We start from the raw sequence: 18,115 nt of genomic DNA on the forward strand, positions 1-18,115 counted from the left end.
GGGCACCGATGACGGACGGTGCGCGTCGACAGTTTACCCGTACGGCGACCGGACCGCAGCGCGCGGACCTGCTGGAGCTGTTCTTCGATCTCGCCTTCATCGCCAGCCTGACCCTGACGTCGCAGTCGATGGCGGCCGAGCAGACCTGGACCGGCATCGCCCAGGCTCTGCTCGCTTTGTCGACACTGTGGGCGGTCTGGGTGACCACCACGTTGATCACCGACACGTACAGCCCACGAAAGCGACCGATTCCCCAGCTGATCCTCGGCATCATGTTCGGCATCATGCTGATGTCCGCCGCGCTGCCGACGGCGTTCCACGAGCACGGACTGATCTTCGGTGGCACCTGGGCCGCGATAAACCTGGGCCGAGGGCTGGTGCTCATCCGATCCCTGCGTGGTCGCCAGGGGCAGGAGCGCTCCCTTCGCGCCCTGGTCTGGAACCTCGGGTCAGGGACCCTGTGGGTGGTCGGCGGCCTGGTGGCCGACCCCGAGTGGCGCCTCGCCGTGTGGCTCGTCGCGCTGGGTGTGGACTACGTCGCGTTCGGGTTCCGTTTCCCCATCCCCGGTCGGGCGCCCCTGCCGCAGTACCGGGTCGCGCCGGAGCACCTCGCCGAGCGGTACCAACAGATCTACATCCTCACCCTGGGTGAACTCGTCCTGGTCAGCGTCCTCAGCCTGAGCCACCAGCCCTTCACCCCCGATCGGATCGGCGCCTTCGCCACCGCGTTCCTGACAGCGGCGGTGCTCTGGTGGAGCTACGCCCAGGGAGCGGGCGCGACGCTCCGCGCCGCCATCGAGGCATCACCCCACCGGACTCGGCTGGTGCAGACCAACCCGTACGCCCACTGGTTGATGGTGGCCGGAGTGGTGGGGACGGCCGCCGGCGTGGAACGGATCATCGCCCAGCCGTGGGAGCGGCCCGCCGCACCCATGGCCGCGCTCGTCCTGGGTGGCGCAGGGCTCTTCCTCATCGGTCGGGCGGTCCTGGAACACGAGGTGTACGGGCGGGTGCCGCTGTCTCACGTCGTCGGTGTCGTCGCGACGATCGCCCTGGCGCCGCTCTCGGTGCACCTGCCCGGGCTGGCGCTGGGCCTCGCCGCCGCTCTGGTGCTGCTGGGGGTCGCGGCCGTCGAGTTCCTCCGGGCGCGGCACCGTCGCGCCCCGTCGCCGGCGACACTCTGACTAGCGGACCACCACCGTGATCGTGTGTTCCCGAGCCTCCTTCGGGATCCTGACGTCGACGGTGCCGGGGCGGACGAACCGGATGTCCACCACGCCGGCCTCGTAGTGCTGCGAGACCAGCTCCGGGCGGTCGACGGTGACCAGGCCGGGGCCGATGCCCTGGATCCGCAGCACCGCGCCGGTGGCGAAACAGAGCGACCGCAGCAGCTCAAGCTCGGTCTCGGCCAGCGGCAGGTCGTAGCGCACGGCGCCCTGGCAGCTCGTGGTCGGCGCCGTCGACGTGGTGGCCGGGCGGTGCGGCGTACCCCGGGCAGTGGTCGGTGCGGGCGGTGCCGCGATCGGACGTCCGCTGGTCGGCGGCGGTCGGGACGGCGATGCGGTCGGCGCCGGGATCGCCGACGGGGTCGGTGACGGTCGGGACTCCACTGGTGGCTGTACGGGCAGCGGCGCTACCGGGTCGGCGCCGCAGGCCGCTACCGACACGGCGGCCACCAGGACGACGCCACCGGCGAGGAGCCGGCGGATCGAGCGGCCTCGCGCGGCGGGGCTCATCCCGTGCCGAGTCGTTGCCGGACCTGCCGCCGGGCCAGGTGCAGCCGGGACTTCACAGTGCCCACCGGCACGTCGAGCAGCGCCGCGATCTCGGGGTAGCTCAGCCCGAGGACGTCGCGCAGGGCGATCACGTCGGCGAGGTCGGGGCGGACCGCGTCGAAGGCGTCGAGCAGGTCGAGGCGGGTGCCGGCGACCACACTGGTCCGTCGGGGGTCGGCCTGGTCGGGCACCGGTACGCCGCCGGCCTCCAACCGGCAGCGGCGGCGCAGCGTGCGGTACGTGGAGCGGGCCCGGTTGGCGGCCAGCCGGTGCAGCCAGGTGCGGAACGAGGAGCGCCCCTCGAAGCGGGTGATTCCGTTGGCCAGCGCCAGCAGGGTGTCCTGGCAGGCCTCCTCGGCGTCCTCCCGGTTGGGCAGGAACCGTGCGCACAGCCGCAGCACCTCCGGGCGCACCGCGACCAGCAGGGCGGTCAGCGCGGCCGGGTCACCGTGCGCGGCGGACCGGGCCAGGGCGTTGATGTCGTCCGCGTCGGGCATGCCGGATGTCCAATGCTCGCCGGTGCCGATCCCTGAGCGTACGACCGGTGTGGCCGCCGCGCCCCGCTACGGTCCGGCACCCGACGCGTCACTCGAAGCGGGACACGTCCCCGGCGCCCCGGCGCAGGATCTCCGGCTCGGGCCCGGACAGGTCGATCACGGTCGTCGGCTCCTTACCGCAGTCACCGGCGTCGAGCACCGCGTCGAGTTGGTGGTCGAGCCGTTCCTTGATCTCCCAGCCCTGGGTCATCGGCTCCTCGTCGCCGGGCAGGACCAGGGTGCTCGACACCAGTGGCTCGGCCAGCTCGGCCAGCAGCGCCTGGGTGACGGTGTGCCGGGGCACCCGCACGCCCACGGTCCGCTTCTTCGGGTGCAGCATCCGGCGGGGCACCTCACGGGTGGCCGGCAGGATGAACGTGTAGCTGCCCGGGGTGGACGCCTTCACCAGCCGGAAGACCGAGTTGCTGATCTGGACGAACTGGCCGAGCTGCGCGAAGTCCCGGCAGACCAGCGTGAAGTGGTGCCGGTCGTCGAGGTGGCGGATCTGGCGGATCCGGTCCAGCCCGTCCTGGTTGCCCAGTTGGATGCCGAGCGCATAGCAGGAGTCCGTCGGGTAGGCGACCAGCCCACCACCACGGATCAGCTCGGCGACCTGGCCGATGATCCGGGGCTGCGGGTTCTCCGGATGCACGTCGTAGTACCTCGCCATGCTGCTGAGCCTAGGCGCATTCGTGGCGCCGAGCAGGTGCGGGTACGAGTAGCCGCTGTCGTGCGGCTCCCAGCCCGCCTTGGGCATCGTTCGCTCCGACATCAGCGACGACCGTCCGCGGCGGACCGGGGTGCTGGCGTACAGCCGGATGAATTGCCGCGACCGGAGTTGGACAGAGCCATTCAATAGGGCAGCGAGTTGCTGCACGGCAATTAAATAGAAACGTCGCGCGCTCAATCTCCATCCGGAACGTGTTCTGAATATTGCAGAATGTGACGGACTCGCGCCGCGTCCACCGCCCCGGTCGGTCTTAGTGGTGGTGACGGTGGGTGCCGGTGGGTGGGAACCGCCCTGTTCAGGTTCCTTTCAGGGGTTACCCAAAGTAGCGCTGGGTGGTGCGGTTGACACGACCTGTCAATGATCCCTACCTTCATCCCACTTGAACACGGGGGAGGGCGACGTGCGAGGTCACGTTGTGGATATCGGCATCTACCAGCGGCTCGGGTGCGCTGGTGATGAGCCGGTCAGGCGAGATCCGAGCAGTCGGGCTTCGTCACCATTTCTTGGGCGGACCGGCAAGCGCCCATTCCGCTGAGCCTCTCGGCGACGGTTTGAGCCCTACTCTGGCGGCTTGCCGCGCTATCCGAAACGCCTCAATGGTGAATGGGTCGTGGCCGACCTTTCGTGAACGGCGTGGCCGCGAAGCTTTCCAACCGGGTAACCATTTCACTGTCCCGATGCGCTGACCGGCGTCATCGGCAGTCGGTCGTCGTACAGGACGGCCTCCCTGGCCTTCGGGCAATTCCACCGTGGGTGAAACCTGCGGCGAACACATCACTGTGACTCAGGAGATTTCGAGTGCAAGAACCTCATACAGCCGCCGTCGCTGCGTGGCGTCGGCTGGGGATGACCGTGGTCGCCACCGTGTTGGCCATGTCCACCGCTGCGGTCACGCCTGGGTCGGCCAGCGCGCGGGAACCCTCAGTGTCGGCAACCGACACAGCGAGCACCGAGCTCTCCGAGCCTGAAGCGATCGCCGCTGCGACGCGGTCGGGTCGGGCTGTCGAAGCCTCTCGTCTGAGGTCGGAGAACTCTCGCGTACTGGCGACGCCACAGGGAACGCTGGTCCTGGAGTCGTACGCCACCCCTCGCTGGACGAAGAAGTCCGATGGCGGCGGGTGGCGGGACATCGACACCGCCTTGCAGCGCAACGCCGACGGAACGGTCGCCCCGGTGGCGACGTTGGCCGACGTGTCCTTCTCGGCGGGCGGGGCCGCTCCAGCGGTTCACCTGCCGGTCGGGTCGGGGCAGGTCTCGCTGACGTGGCCGGGCACGCTTCCCGCTCCGCGGATCGAGGGCGACACCGCGGTGTACGAGTCGGTGCTGCCGGAGGTGGACCTCCGGCTGCGGGCCCTGGTCGACGGATTCACCTGGGTGCTGGTGGTCAAGTCGCAACAGGCGGCGGCCAACCCGGCGTTGGAGGCGCTGCGGTTCCGGCTCGACACCCCGGGGCTGACGAAGCGGGAGCGCGCCGGTGGAGGCTTCGAGGTCGTGGACACCTCGGGCCAGCCCGTGCTGTCCGCGGGTAGCGCACTGATGTGGGACTCCTCCGGTGTCACACCTGCGAAGGCGGCGCCGAAGGCTGGCGGCGCGGCGTCGAGGCTTCAGGCAGACCGGGAGGTCGTACGGTCGGCACCGGATCTGGCCCGCAAGGCGGAGTTGCCGGCGAGGATCCAGGGCAGCGATCTCGTGATCCGGCCGAACCTGTCCCTGCTGCGGAACAAGGACGCGGTGTTCCCCGTCGTCATCGACCCATGGTCGACGATCAACAAGTTGCGCTGGGGCTACACCGGTTCGGAGAACGCGACCCGGGACGACGGCGTCGCCCGGGTTGGGGCGGACCCATCCGGTAGTGGGACTTTCCGATCCTTCTTCGCATTCAATCTCTCCTCTCTGGGCGGCAAGAACGTCCGGTCCGCGAAGTTCCTGACTGAGATGACCCACTCCTGGGACTGCGCGAACACGCCAGTCAACCTCTGGCGGTCGGCCGACCTGGCCAGCGCCGGCAAGCAGAGCTGGGATGGTCCCAACCTGGCGCTGTGGCTGGAGGAACGGTCCGGGCACGCGCACAAGCCGGGAGGAGGAGCGGGGTGTTCCAACGATCCGCAGCCGGACCTGCCCATGGAGTTCTCGGGCAGCAAGCTGGCCGCGGACGTTGCCACCGCGCGAGGTGAGGGCAACTACACCCTCGCCCTGTCGACCCGGCAGTCGGACGGTTCCTCGGAGTCGACGAGCAACTGGTGGAAGAAGTTCGACCCGGGTGTCACCAAGCTGTCGGTCGAGTACAACACCAACCCGAACACGCCGACCGCGGCTCAGTTGACGACGCACGCGAGTTACACCGGGCCGGAGCAGTCCTGCGTCACGGGAACCTCGCGGCCCATGGTGCGATCGGACTACCCATGGCTCAAGGCGACCGTCTCCGACCCGGACGGCAGCAACGGCGGGTCGCTGAGCGGAGTCTTCACCCTCCAGAAGCTTGTCAGTGGCGCCTGGACCGGCGTGACCGGCTGGCCGAAAACCGATTCCGGAGTGGCGCCGGGAGCAACGGCGGAGGTGCAGCTGAGCGTCAAGACCACCGACGGCGAGGTCTACCGATGGCAGGTACAGACCAAGGACACCCTCGGTGGCGCGTCACTGGGCTCACCGTGGTGTGAGTTCTACATCGACTACTCGGCGCCCGCCCAGAAGCCCAGGGTGACCTCAGCCGGTGACGTGCCCTACCTGGAGTCGCCGCCCATGGGCACCAACCAGGACGTGCAGGGGTCGGTCGGCCTGTCCGGACGATTCACCTTCTCCGCGAACGGCGCTTCAGACGTCTACGACTACGTCTACCGGCTCACAAAGGGAAAGGAGATGACGGTGAGGGCGGCCACGCTGGGCGGCTCGGCTGACGTGTGGGTGACGCCGAATGTGATCGGCGAAAACGTTCTCACTGTTTACAGTCGCGACCAGGCGGGCAACTCGTCGGCCCCCTACGACTACAAATTCCTGGTCGAGAACTATTCGGCGCCGAAGGCCGTCTGGAAGATGGACGAGGGCACCGGCACCACGGCCGCCACGACGCCGGCGGGCGGCCCCAGCCTCACCCTCACCAGCAATGTGGGCTGGACGGGAAGCTGGACGTACGGCACCCGCAAGAACACCACAGCCGATCGCGCGTTGGGTTTCGGCACCAACAAGGGCTGGGCGGCCACCTCGGCGACTCCTCCGATCGATTCGTCGCGCAGCTTCAGTGTCGCGGCGTGGGCACGCATCACCAGCACGAGCACCTTCGGCTCGGTGGTGGCCGTGAACGGCACCAACAACGGTGCCTGGCAGTTGCAGAGGGACAAGGGCGGCAGCTGGTACTTCCACACCTTCTCCGCCGACAGCACCACCCACACCCGTACCTCGGTCGTCTCGAAGGAATGGGCGCCGATCGGCGTTTGGCAGCACATCGCCGGGGTGTACGACGCGGGCGCGAAGGAAATCCGGATCTTCGTGAACGGTAAGAAGGTCGGCACCCAGCCACTGAGTTCGCTGTGGAAGTCCACCGGCATCATGCAGGTGGGGCGGGTGCGCTACAACGCCGTCGAGAGCAACTACTTCGACGGCGACATCGACGATGTCCGGCTGTGGGACCGGGTCGTCGACGAGACGGAACTCGGCGAGGTCGTCAAGCCGAAGCTCACCGGCGAGTGGCTCATGGACGACCCGGATCTGGCCGCGGTCCAGCAGCAGGGCGACTCCTCGGGTTACAACCGACCGGTCAGCCTCACTGCTGCCCCGAGCGCGACCGTCTGCGAGAACGCCGGCCCGAACGGCGCCTACGCGCTCTGTTTGGACGGGATCACCGGCACCGCGAAGACGCAGGGTCAGGTGCTTCGGACCGAGGGGTCGTGGACGGTCGCGGCGTGGGTGAAGCCGTCGGCGTTCACCGGCTTCCACACGGTGCTCTCCCAGTGCGGGGTGTCGCGCTGCGCCTTCTACCTGCAACGTCAGGCCGGTTCCGTACCAGGTTGGGCCATCGTCGTGCCGGACAGGGACCAACTCGAGCCGAACGTCGCCTACACCACCATCAAGTGGAGTGGCACGCCGGTCCTGAACCAGGGCGTCCACCTCGCCGCGACCTACGAGTCGGGCACCAGGACGCTCGGGCTCTACATCAATGGCGTTCTCGTCGGTGAGAAGGAGGGCATTGCGCCGACCTTTGCCACCACTGGTTCCCTTCGCATCGGCTCCTCCGACAGCGGGGACTACGTGAAGGGCGCCATTGGCCGGGTCCGGGTGTGGCAGGGCGCCCTCAGCGCTGAGGAGATCCTCCCCCTCGCCAACGAGGCGTAGCGCTTCCCGATCGATCCGCGCCGGGGCCGCCTGCACGCCGCTGCCGGCCCCGGCGCAATCCCTTCCGCGCATGCCCTGAACCCCTAGACAGGAGTCCGCAGTGACGTTCCCTCGTGCACGCATCCGTGCCCGGTCGCGGAAGGGAGGGTACACACTTCTGGCGGCGGCGATCGCCGTCGCTGGTGTGGTCTCCGTACCGCAACGGGTGGAAGCCGGACCGGCGGAGCCCTCGCCCAACGCACCCCCGGTGGCTGCCGAACTCTCCGAATCCGAGGCTCTTGTTGCCGCCAAGCGTTCCGGCCGCGCCATCGAGGTAACGACGCTGAAGTCGGAGAACTCCCGAGTTCTGGCGTCCCCCAACGGGTCTCTGGTCCTGGAGTCGTATCCGGTTCCACAGTGGGTGAACCGCCGAGACGGTACGGGGTGGCGCACGATCGACACCTCGCTCCGGCAGGCGCCGGACGGGTCTGTCACACCGGTGGCCACGTTGGCGGACGTGTCGTTCTCTGCCGGTGGTACGGCTGCGGTGGTACGACTACCGCTCGGCGGTGGGGAGATGTCCCTCTCCTGGCCGGGTTCGCTGCCCCGACCCCGGGTCGAGGCCGACACCGCCGTCTACGAGTCGGTGCTACCTGACGTGGACCTGCGGATGCGTGCTCTGCGCGACGGTTTCAGCTGGGTTCTCGTGGTGAAATCGGCCAGCGCGGCGATGAACCCCGCGTTGGAGACGCTGCGGTTCCGCCTCGACACCCCCGGCCTGTCCAAGCGGCAGCGCGCCGGCGGTGGCTTCCAGGTTGTGGACGGCTCGGGGCGGGAGGTGCTCTCCGCCGGCAACGCGCTGATGTGGGACTCGTCCGGCCTCACGACGAAGGCCCAGGTGAACACCAACCGGACGTTGGCGACCTTCGCGGCTCAGGAGAGGCAGGATGCGCTGCGCACGGTGCCGGATCGGGCGCGCAAGGCAGAGCTGTCGACCGAGGTGCGGAACTCCGATCTGGTCATCCGTCCGGATCTGACACTGCTGCGGGGCAAGGACACCGCCTACCCGGTGGCCATCGACCCATGGACGACGATCAACAAGGCGTTGTGGGGATATGCCGGTTCGACGAACGCCACCCGTGACGACGGAGTGGCCCGGGTGGGAAAGAACCCGGACGGCTCCGGAAACTTCCGCTCGTTCTTCCGGTTCAACCTCTCGTCGCTCGCGGGCAAGACGATCCGGTCGGCCAAGTTCCTGACCGAGATGACGCACTCGTGGTCGTGTGGCTCGACGCCGGTCAACCTCTATCGCACCGCCGAACTGGGCGGCTCCGGAAAACAGACGTGGGACGGCCCGAACCTGGTGGTCTGGTTGGAGGAACGGTCCGGCCACGCGCACAAGCCGCCGGCCACGCCGAGCTGCTCCAACGACCCGCAGCCCGACCTGCCTATGGAGTTCTCCAAGCTGAAGGACGACGTCTCGTCGAACCGCGGGAATGCCAAATACACACTGGCCCTGTCGGCTCGGCAGGCCGACGGCACCTCCGAGTCCGAGTCGACCTGGTGGAAGAAGTTCGACCCCGCGCTGACCAAGCTGTCCGTCGAGTTCAACAGCAACCCGAACACGCCGACGGCGGCTCAGTTGTCCACGCACGGGGACTACACCGGAGCGGCGCAGGCGTGTGTGACCGGTGCGGCACGACCGATGGTGCGGTCGGACTACCCGTGGCTGAAGGCCACCCTCAGCGACCCTGACGGCAGCAATGGCGGCAGCCTGTCCGGCGTGTTCACCCTGCAGAAGCAGGTGAGCGGCACCTGGACGACGGCGACGGGCTTCCCGAAGACCGACGGTGGCGTCGCCCCGGGAGCCAGGGCCGAGGTCCAGCTGACCACCAAGACCGCCAGTGGCGACGTGTACCGATGGCAGGCGCAGACCAAGGACACCCTGGGGGGCAGCTCGGAGCAGTCGCCGTGGTGCGAGTTCTACGTCGACTACGCCGCGCCCACGTCGAGGCCGATGGTGGCCCCGGCGGACGGGCTCTACCTGCAGTCCCCGCCGCTGGGCACCAACCAGGACGTGCGCGGCTCGGTCGGCTACTCGGGTCGGTTCACCTTCTCCGCCAACGGTGCCGCCGACGTCTACGACTACGTCTATCGGGTAGACGGCGGCGCGGAGCAGGTGGTGAGGGCAACAACGCTGGGTGGATCCGCGACGGTCTGGGTCACCCCGGACTCGATCGGCGAGAACGTGCTGAGCGTCAGGAGCCGCGACCAGGCTGGCAACAGCACGGATGCGTACGACTATGTCTTCCTCGTCGACAGCCCTTCGGGGGTGAAGGCCCACTGGGCGATCAACGAGGGCACGGGGACGACCCTGGCCAACAGCGTCGAAGGTGGGCAGTCGGCCACTCTGACCGCCAACCCCTACTGGGCCGACTCCCGTCTCCGCGGCGCGCACCGGAGCCGGGGCAAGGACTGGGCGGTCAAGCTGCGCGGAGCCGCCGACTACGCCAGCACGTCCAGCTCGGTGATCGACACCTCGCGTAGTTTTTCGGTTGCCGCCTGGGTCCGGGCCGACGCCGTCGGCGGAGTGGTCGTTTCGCAGCCGGGCACGAACAAGAGCCCCTTCGAACTGCAGTACTTCCCCACCAAACAGCGCTGGTGCTTCGTCACCTATGGTTCGGACTACGCGAGCGCGGGCGCGACAGCGGCGCCCGCCTGCACGACCGACCCTGTCCAGGTCGGTGTCTGGACGCACCTGACCGGCGTATACGACGCCGGCGCGGCCAATCAGCTGAGCCTGTACGTCAACGGTGTTCGCAAGGGCACAGGTTCGACGTCGCCCGTCTGGTCCTCCAGCGGCCCGCTGCTGATCGGTGCCGGCCGCGCCGGGCTCCTCACCGGCTGGTTCAACGGCCCGATCAGCGAGGTCCGGGTCTGGGACCGCGTCGTCGACCCGGACATCGATCTGCGGCCACTGGTTGAACCCGTGCTCGTCGGGCAGTGGGAGATGGAGGACTACGACTACGACGCCCCGCGTCAGGAAGCGGACGGCTCCGGTTATCAGAGGCCACTCAACCTGAGCGATGCTCCCTCAGCCGACTGGTCAGCAACTGCGGGCTACAACTTCTCCAGCGGCCTCGCCGTCGACGGGCTCTCCGGTCAGGCGGTCACCGCAGCTCCTGTGCTACGCACCGACCAGTCGTACACGGTCTCCGCGTGGGCGCGCTGGAACGGCGGAGTCGGCCCTCGAACGGTCATGGCCCAGGACGGCGGCCAGATCTCGGGCTTCTTCCTGACGTGTCGCAACGACCCCAGCGGTCGTCCCAAGTGGTCCCTGTTGAGTCGGACCATCGATTCGACGTCGAGCTCGTCCCGGATCGTCTACGGCAGCGACTGCGTCGCCAACAGCTGGGTCCATCTCACGGCCGTGCAGGACGTCACCGCACAAAACCTCAGCCTCTATGTCAACGGACAACTGTCCGGCGCCGTCAGCGCCCCAACCCCGTGGAGCGCCGAAGGTGCCTTCACCGTCGGCCGCGCCAGATACGGCGTGCTCGCCGACTACTTCACAGGTGACATCGACCGGGTCCGTGCCTGGCAGGGCGCCCTCTCCGATGCCGACATCGCGGCGCTGTTCGCGGAGGCGTAACCGCGGCTGAACGGCCGAGGTGGAGTGGCGTCGCCCTCCACCTCGGCCGCCCCTCTGTCCACCGCGCCGTCCGACCCCCCGACGGCGTGATGTCACCCCTGGAAAGGAAACGATGAATACGGTCAGATCCAGTCGATCAAGCCGCCCGTGGCGGCGCAGACCGACGTTCGGCGCCGCGAGTGCGAGGGGCCGGAAGGTCATCGCCGCCGGCCTGCTCGCAGTGCTCGCCAGCACACTCACCGGTCAGGTGCCCGCACAGGCGCAGCAGGTCGCCGAGACCAAGCGGCTTGAGGCACAGCGGTACGAGTCCGTACCTGTGCAGGCAGTGAAGCCCACGAAGCCCGGCCCCGAGCCGGAGGAGGCCGCGGCCAAGGTGCGGCGCCCGGCGCCGGTCTGGCCCGCCGCCGGTGCCGCCGAGGTGAGCCTGGCCTCGGGCATTGGCGCCCGCACGACCGGGGCCGCCGTAGCGGCCCAGGCTGGGGCGCTGCCGGTGACGGTACGGCCGCTGAACACCGCGGCTTCCGCCCGGGCCGGGGCGGCCCCGCCCGGCAAGGTACGGGTCGAGCTGCTGCCAAAGGCAAAGGCCGAGGCGGCCGGCGTGCGTGGCGGCCTGCTGCTGCGCGTCGGACGCACGGACGGCGAGACGTCGGCCGGTCAGGTCGAGGTGGGCGTGAACTACGCCGGCTTCGCCTCGGCGTACGGCGCTGACTGGTCCTCCCGCCTGCGCCTCGTGCAGGTGCCGGAGTGCGCTCTGACCACGCCCGGCGCCACGGGTTGTGAGCTGTCGCCGCTGAAGTCGCGCAATGATGTGCGGTCCGGCACTGTGTCGGCCGCTGTGGCAGCTTTGCCAGTGCGGGCGGCAGTGTCCGCGGCGGACGCGCGACGGTTCGGAATGACGAGCACGGCCGCGACTGCGGGCACGCTTGTTGCGCTGGCAGCCGGTCCTTCTGGAGGTGCGGGAAGCTTCGCCGCCTCCGACCTTTCGCCAACCTCCCAGTGGAGTCACGGCGGCTCGACCGGGGGCTTCCAGTGGTCGTACCCGATGCAGGTGTCGCCGGGGCCGGGCGGGCCGACTCCCAGCATCGGGCTCGCCTACTCCTCGCAGTCTGTCGATGGCCGTCACGCCGCGACAAACAATCAGCCCGGAGCGATCGGTGAGGGTTTCGACTACTCGCCCGGCTTCGTGGAACGGCGGTACAAGGCGTGTGCCGACGACATGGGCAGCGGTGCCAACAACACCGTTGAGACCGGCGACCTCTGTTGGGGCCCGGACAACGCGGTGCTTTCCCTCGGCGGCTCGACAGTCGAACTGTTGAAGGACAGCAACGGAGGGTGGCACCCGCGTAAGGAGGACGGGTCGAAGGTCGAACTGCTGACCTCGCCTGCCTTCAGCAACGGCGACAATGACAACGAGTACTGGAAGGTGACCACGGCCGACGGTACGCAGTACTGGTTCGGCAGGCACCAGTTGCCCGGTTGGTCCGCCAACCGACCGACGACGAACTCGGTGTTGACGGTGCCCGTCTTCGGCAACAACACGGGCGAGCCGTGCCACGGGAGCACCTTCGCCACCTCCGACTGCGGGGGAAAGAAGCAGGCCTGGCGGTGGAACCTGGACTATGTCCAGGACGTTCACGGCAACACGATGTCGTTGTGGTGGACGAAGGAAACGAACCACTACGCCAAGAACAAGGTGTCCGGTACCCCGGTGGCCTATGACCGGGCGAGCTACCTGACTCGCATCGACTATGGCACCGACAACCGGGATGGCACCGAGTATTCCGCAACCTCCCCGTACATTCAGAACGCCCCCGGACGCGTCGACTTCACCCACCTCGAGCGGTGCCTGGCCAACTGCACCACGAAGAACGCCACCACCTGGCCGGACACCCCCTGGGACCAGGAGTGCACGGCGAACACCGCATCGTGCCTGAACGGCGCACCCACGTTCTGGTCGGCGAAGCGGTTGAGTGTCGTCACCACCACGGCGTGGAAGGCCACCAAGTCGGCCTATCAGCCGGCGGAGTCCTGGACGTTGCGGCAGAGCTTCCCAGATCCCGGCGATGGCACCCGTGCCGGCCTCTGGTTGGACGGGATCACCCACCGAGGCCTCAACGGAACGACGGTGACCGCTCCGGAGGTCACCTTCAGCGGTATGCAGATGCAGAACCGCGTCGACGCTGCGGGCAGTGACTGGGCGTTGGCGATGAACTGGTGGCGGGTCAACTCGATCCGTACGGAGGCCGGCGGCGAGATCTATGTGACGTACACCGGCAAGCAGTGCGCCAAGGGCGGGACCATGCCTTCCGCCCTGGACAACAACTCACTGCGCTGTTATCCGGTCAGGTGGGCTCCGCCGTCGTACACCGACCCGATCACCGACTACTTCCACAAGTACGTGGTGACCGAGGTCCAGCAGATCGACCACTCCGGTGGGTCCCGCCCGGTGCGGACCACCTACGAGTATTCCAACCCGGACAACTTGCCGCTCTGGCACCACGATGACGACGACGGTCTGTCCCCGGACGATCAGAAGACGTGGTCGCAGTGGCGTGGCTACCCGACCGTGGTCACCTACCTCGGCGAAGGCGCAGACCGGATCAAGACCGAAACCCTCTATTTCCGGGGCATGCACGGAGACAAGCTCGCCTCGGGCGGTACCCGTACCAGCACGGTGCAGGGTCGTGAGGGCGGCGCGGCGAACGACTACGACGAGTACGCAGGCACGCCGCGAGAGCAGATCTCCTGGTTGGGCTCGACAATCACGTCGGCCTCCGTCAATGAGATGTGGCGTTCGGACCCGCCCAGCGCGACCCGCGCCGGCACCCCTGTCGCCGAAGCTCGTTTCTCCCGAGTCAGGGCTGTTCAGAGTCGCACCACCACTGACAGCGGGGTTCGGCGAAGCACCACCACGACCACCTTCGACGGCTACGGCATGCCGACCAGCGTCGAGGACGGGGGTGACGCCGCCAAGACGGGCGACGAAGGATGTGTCAAGACCGAGTACGCCCGTAACACCACCGCCTGGCTCCTGACCCCCGTCATGCGTACTCACGGTTACGTCGGCACCTGCGCCTCTTCGCCTACCACTGCGCAGCAGATAACCGCCGACACCCGGTTCCGCTTCGATTCGCTCGCCTACGGTGCCGTACCCCAGAAGGGGTTGGTCACCGCTACCGAGGCGATCAAGAGCTTCACCGGTGGCACCCGTGAATATCAGCAGACGTCGACGACCACCCACGATGTGAGTGGCCGGGCCATCGAGTCCACCGACGCTGCCGGGGAGAAGACCACGACCGAGTACACCCCGTCGAGCGGGGGCCCGGTCACCAAGGTCGTCACCACCAACCCACTGCTCTGGACAACCACTGTCGAACTCGACCCGGCCTTCGGGCAGGCGGTCAAGACCACTGATCCCAACGGCCGGGTCACCGAGATCGGCTATGACGCGCTGGGTCGGACCACGGACGTCTGGGAACCTGGCAGGTTGCGAGAAACCTACCCGTCCGACCCGTCGACCAATTACAGCTACGCCTTGTCGAAGACGTCGGTCTCGTCGGTCACCACCCGGACGATCAATGCCCTCGGCGCATATGACACTGCGTATCTGCTGCTGGACGCGCTCGGTCGTCCCCGGCAGACGCAGGCGTCCGCGCACGGCGGCGGGCGCATCCTGACTGACACCTTCTTCGACGCGGCCGGCCGGGCCTACAAGTCCAACAACGCCTACTACAACGCCGGTAACCCGGGGACCACTCTGTATTCGGGCCTGGATCGGGATGTGCCGAGCCAGACTCGGACACTCTTCGATGCCACCGGCCGACCCATCCACTCACTCCTGCTCGCCTCCGAGGCGAGTGTGCAGGTGGAGTTGACCCGGACGTCAACGACCTACTTCGGTGACCACGTAACCGTCGAGCCGCCGGTCGGCGAGGCGGCCAGCACGGTGTGGACCGACGTCCAGGGACGAACTGAAAAGATCCGCCAGTACCACGGACGCTTCGCCACTGGCACGTATGACGACACCAACTACACCTATCACCCGACCGGTCAGATCGCCACGGTCAAGGATGCGTCAGGCAACAAGTGGTCGTACGAGTACGACCTTCAGGGCCGCTCGGTCTCCGTGAGTGACCCCGACTCGGGCGTCTCGACAATGGCCTACAACTCCGTGGGCGACCTGGAGAAGACGACCGATTCTCGGTCCGAGACGCCCGACCTGTACAACAGCTACGACCGGTTGGGCCGGTTGCTGACGGTTCGGGAAGGAAGCCTCACCGGGGCGAAGCGGGTTGAGAACACCTACGATCTGCCGCTCAAGGGCCTGACCAAATCCACCTCGCGGTGGATCGGGTCGGACGAGTACCGCGACGAGGTCGTGACTGTCGACGCGCAGTACCGGCCGACGCAGACGAAGGTGACGCTGCCGGCGACCCAGGCTGGTTTCTGCGGCGTCACTGCCACGACGTGCAGCTTCACGTCGAAGGCCACCTACCGTGCTGACGGTTCGCCGAACACGTTGACCATGCCGGCGGCCGGTGGCCTGGACGAGGAGGTGCTCACCTACAAGTACGACTCGACGGACGCGCTCCCGAACCAGTTGGCCACCAACTACGGTGACGTCAGCTACTACGCCATCCAATCCGGATACACGAACCTGAACGAACTGAGCACCCTGACCCGGTCGACCGAACTGACCGGGGCGAAGTTCGTTCAGTCGACGAACCGTTACGACAACGCGACCGGTCGGGTGACGAGCAGTGCCATCTTGCGCTCGACCTCGCCGTCGTACATCGCCAACACCTTCTACGAGTACGACGCCACCGGCAACGTGCTCAAGATCGATGACAATTCGGGCAGTCGTCCTCGCGACACGCAATGCTTTACCTACGACCACCAGCGGCGTCTCACCAAGGCGTGGACGCCGGCCTCGGCCGACTGTGCTGTGGGCCCCACCGAGGCGGGCCTGGGCGGACCGGCCCCCTACTGGAGCGAGTGGGACTTCGGCGCACCTGACGACCCCCGAGGACGGGTCGGCAACCGACTGACCCAGACCGAACGAGCAACCGCCACCGGAACGGTGACCACCAGCTACTCCTACCCGAATGCGGGCGCAGCGCGGCCGCATTCGCTCTCGGGTTGGAGCCGGACCGACAACACCGGCACGACGACGGGTTCGTACACCTACGATGCCGCCGGCAACACGGTGAGTCGCCCGGGGCCGTCGGGGGGTAACCAGACCCTGACGTGGGATGTTGAAGGTCGCCTGTCCACTCTGACGGACAGCGCGGGCGGCAACTCCTACATCTATGACGGTGGCGGCAACCGACTGATCGCGAAGGACAGCGCGAGCAGCACGCTCTTCCTTGGATCGACGGAGATCCGGCGTAACACGAGCACGGGCTCGATCAGCGCCACCCGGTACTACAGCTTCAACGGGGAGGTCATTGGTCAGCGCACGACCACCGGGATCACCTGGTTGGCCAGTGACCATCAGGGCACGGCGCAGGTCAGTGTCGGAACCGACGCCAACCAGACGATCGTCCAGCGCAGGCAAACGCCCTACGGGTCGACGCGCGGCGCAGGGGTCACCTGGCCGAACAAGCAGGGCTTTCTCGGCGGCTACCAGGATCCGACCGGTCTGACCCACCTTGGGGCTCGGGAGTACGACCCCAAGGTCGGCCGGTTCATCTCGGTGGATCCGGTGAACGACCCGGGGAACCCACAGCAGTTGCCCGCGTACACGTACGCCGCCAACAACCCGACGACCTTCAGCGATCCGAGTGGCAGGATCATCGCGGAGTACGCCGGCGTCGACACTCCGACAGGGCTGTGCCCGCACGGTTACGCGGGCGCGGCCTGCCAGGAGTATGTCGAGGGCAAGGACGGCGACACGAGCGCGCCGGTCCACAAGACGACCCGTCGTGATCCGGGGATGTTCAACAACAAGACTCTTCACGAGACTGCGACGGCCTTCTTCTGGATCCCCGGCGTTGACATCGCGGATGCCGCTCTGTATGTCCGTGAGGGCGACATGGACAGCGCCATGGAAACCCTCATGCCGGGGCCGCCGGGCTGCAAGGTGCTCAAGAGCGTCTGCAAGATGGCTGGTGACTGGCTCGGGAAGCTGGGCAAGGAGGCCCGGGGAGTCAGGAAGTTCCAGAACTTCAAGGTCAAGATCAACCCCGCCCAGGATGCGACGGAGATGGCCGCGATCAAGTCGGCCATCCGGGACAAGGTCGGTGTTGCTCCCACGCCGAAGCTCCCCAAGCCGCCGGACAAGAAGGCGGGTGGCGGCAGCGGCGGCGATACGCCAGATGGCGAGGTTGGTGCCTCGCTGCGTGACATCAACCCCACCGGAGGAGACAAGAACTGCGTCAGGTGCTCCATCGAGACCGATAAGATGTTGGCCGGCGAGTCGTGGTCGCCCGCGCCTACAGGTGGACCTTTCCCGACTGAGGAGATTACGACCTACTCGCGGGGGATTTTCCATCGGCGATCAGTGGACGATATCGTCAAGACCATGGCGAAGTTCGGCGACGGCAGTCGCGGCATCGTTGTTGGGGGACGAGGTCCGGGTGTTCTCGGTCATGCGTTCAACGTGGTGAACCAACGAGGGGTCGTGCGTTTCCTCGACGGGCAGTCGGGCACTGCCGCGAATTTGGATGACGGATTCATCGAATTCTGGGTGACTTTCACGCAGAAGGGCGCGAAGGGGAAGAAGTGAGTAAATTGGCGCGGGATGAGGCCCGCTTGTTGGCGGAACGCTTTCTGGATGAGCAGTTGCGCGTTCGCTTTCCCCACGAGATCGTGATCGTCGATTCCGGCATCAAGAAGGTGGACGAAGGTTGGTTGTTCCCCTACGACGGTAAGGCTTATGTCGAATCGCATGACGTTCGCGAAATAATGGCGGGCAACATCCCGCTCATCGTCAATGAGGTTTCCGGCGAGGTCAAGTACGCCGGCTAGTCGGCGAACTGCTGGTTGCATGAGGCGTTTCGCGGTGGGGTGGCCCCGGTTTGTGTCGGGGTCACCCCGCTGCCGTTGATATCGCCTGCCGCGGCGGACGTGGATGGTCGCCTCCCGGCCCGTGGTCGAAGCCGAGTTTCGAGGTGCT

General features: G+C 67.4%; 8 protein-coding genes. 5 read left to right on the forward strand and 3 right to left on the reverse strand.

What is annotated here, in order from left to right; genetic code table 11:
* Positions 1 to 8 precede the first annotated feature (8 nt).
* Entirely contained in the window at positions 9 to 1,184 is a 1,176-nt protein-coding gene (locus tag AB0B98_RS07080; RefSeq protein WP_357361348.1) for a low temperature requirement protein A, read from the forward strand.
* Here the strand turns inward: AB0B98_RS07080 and AB0B98_RS07085 are convergent, their stop codons facing one another.
* The 3 genes from AB0B98_RS07085 to AB0B98_RS07095 form a co-directional block, all read right to left on the reverse strand.
* On the reverse strand, positions 1,185 to 1,736 hold the full coding sequence (locus AB0B98_RS07085) for a hypothetical protein (RefSeq protein WP_357361349.1): 552 nt from the start codon (positions 1,734 to 1,736) through the stop codon (positions 1,185 to 1,187).
* Entirely contained in the window at positions 1,733 to 2,272 is a 540-nt protein-coding gene (locus AB0B98_RS07090; protein WP_357361350.1) for an RNA polymerase sigma factor, read from the reverse strand. Before AB0B98_RS07090 ends, AB0B98_RS07085 begins: the two co-directional genes overlap by 4 nt.
* An 88-nt stretch (positions 2,273 to 2,360) precedes the next feature.
* The gene (locus AB0B98_RS07095; RefSeq protein WP_357361407.1) at positions 2,361 to 2,981 is read right to left on the reverse strand and encodes an L-threonylcarbamoyladenylate synthase; all 621 of its coding nucleotides are present in this window, start codon (positions 2,979 to 2,981) and stop codon (positions 2,361 to 2,363) included.
* Between the two features lie 984 nt (positions 2,982 to 3,965).
* On the opposite strand from AB0B98_RS07095, the gene AB0B98_RS07100 reads away from it, so the two are divergent.
* From AB0B98_RS07100 to AB0B98_RS07115, 4 genes are all read left to right on the forward strand, one after another.
* Positions 3,966 to 7,367 carry a LamG domain-containing protein gene (locus AB0B98_RS07100; RefSeq protein WP_357361351.1) on the forward strand — a complete coding sequence of 1,134 codons (3,402 nt, stop codon included), beginning with the start codon at positions 3,966 to 3,968 and terminating at the stop codon, positions 7,365 to 7,367.
* Positions 7,368 to 7,863: 496 nt separating this feature from the next.
* Positions 7,864 to 10,998, forward strand: a complete 3,135-nt coding sequence (locus AB0B98_RS07105; protein ID WP_357361352.1) for a LamG-like jellyroll fold domain-containing protein — start codon at positions 7,864 to 7,866, stop codon at positions 10,996 to 10,998.
* 112 nt (positions 10,999 to 11,110) lie between these two features.
* The gene (locus tag AB0B98_RS07110; RefSeq protein WP_357361353.1) at positions 11,111 to 17,725 is read left to right on the forward strand and encodes an RHS repeat-associated core domain-containing protein; all 6,615 of its coding nucleotides are present in this window, start codon (positions 11,111 to 11,113) and stop codon (positions 17,723 to 17,725) included.
* Positions 17,722 to 17,967 (forward strand): YrhB domain-containing protein, encoded by a 246-nt coding sequence (locus tag AB0B98_RS07115; protein ID WP_357361354.1) that lies wholly within the window; start codon positions 17,722 to 17,724, stop codon positions 17,965 to 17,967. The genes AB0B98_RS07110 and AB0B98_RS07115 overlap by 4 nt, the downstream gene beginning before the upstream one ends.
* The last annotated feature ends 148 nt before the right edge of the window (positions 17,968 to 18,115 follow it).

The organism is Micromonospora sp. NPDC048947, assembly GCF_040649495.1.
Lineage (GTDB): Bacteria > Actinomycetota > Actinomycetes > Mycobacteriales > Micromonosporaceae > Micromonospora > Micromonospora alfalfae.

Coding starts and splice junctions, on each gene's coding strand:
- AB0B98_RS07110 (WP_357361353.1), top strand. CDS start 11,111: ATGAATACGGTCAGATCCAGTCGATCAAGCCGCCCGTGGCGGCGCAGA.
- AB0B98_RS07095 (WP_357361407.1), bottom strand. CDS start 2,981: ATGGCGAGGTACTACGACGTGCATCCGGAGAACCCGCAGCCCCGGATC.
- AB0B98_RS07090 (WP_357361350.1), bottom strand. CDS start 2,272: ATGCCCGACGCGGACGACATCAACGCCCTGGCCCGGTCCGCCGCGCAC.
- AB0B98_RS07080 (WP_357361348.1), top strand. CDS start 9: ATGACGGACGGTGCGCGTCGACAGTTTACCCGTACGGCGACCGGACCG.
- AB0B98_RS07085 (WP_357361349.1), bottom strand. CDS start 1,736: ATGAGCCCCGCCGCGCGAGGCCGCTCGATCCGCCGGCTCCTCGCCGGT.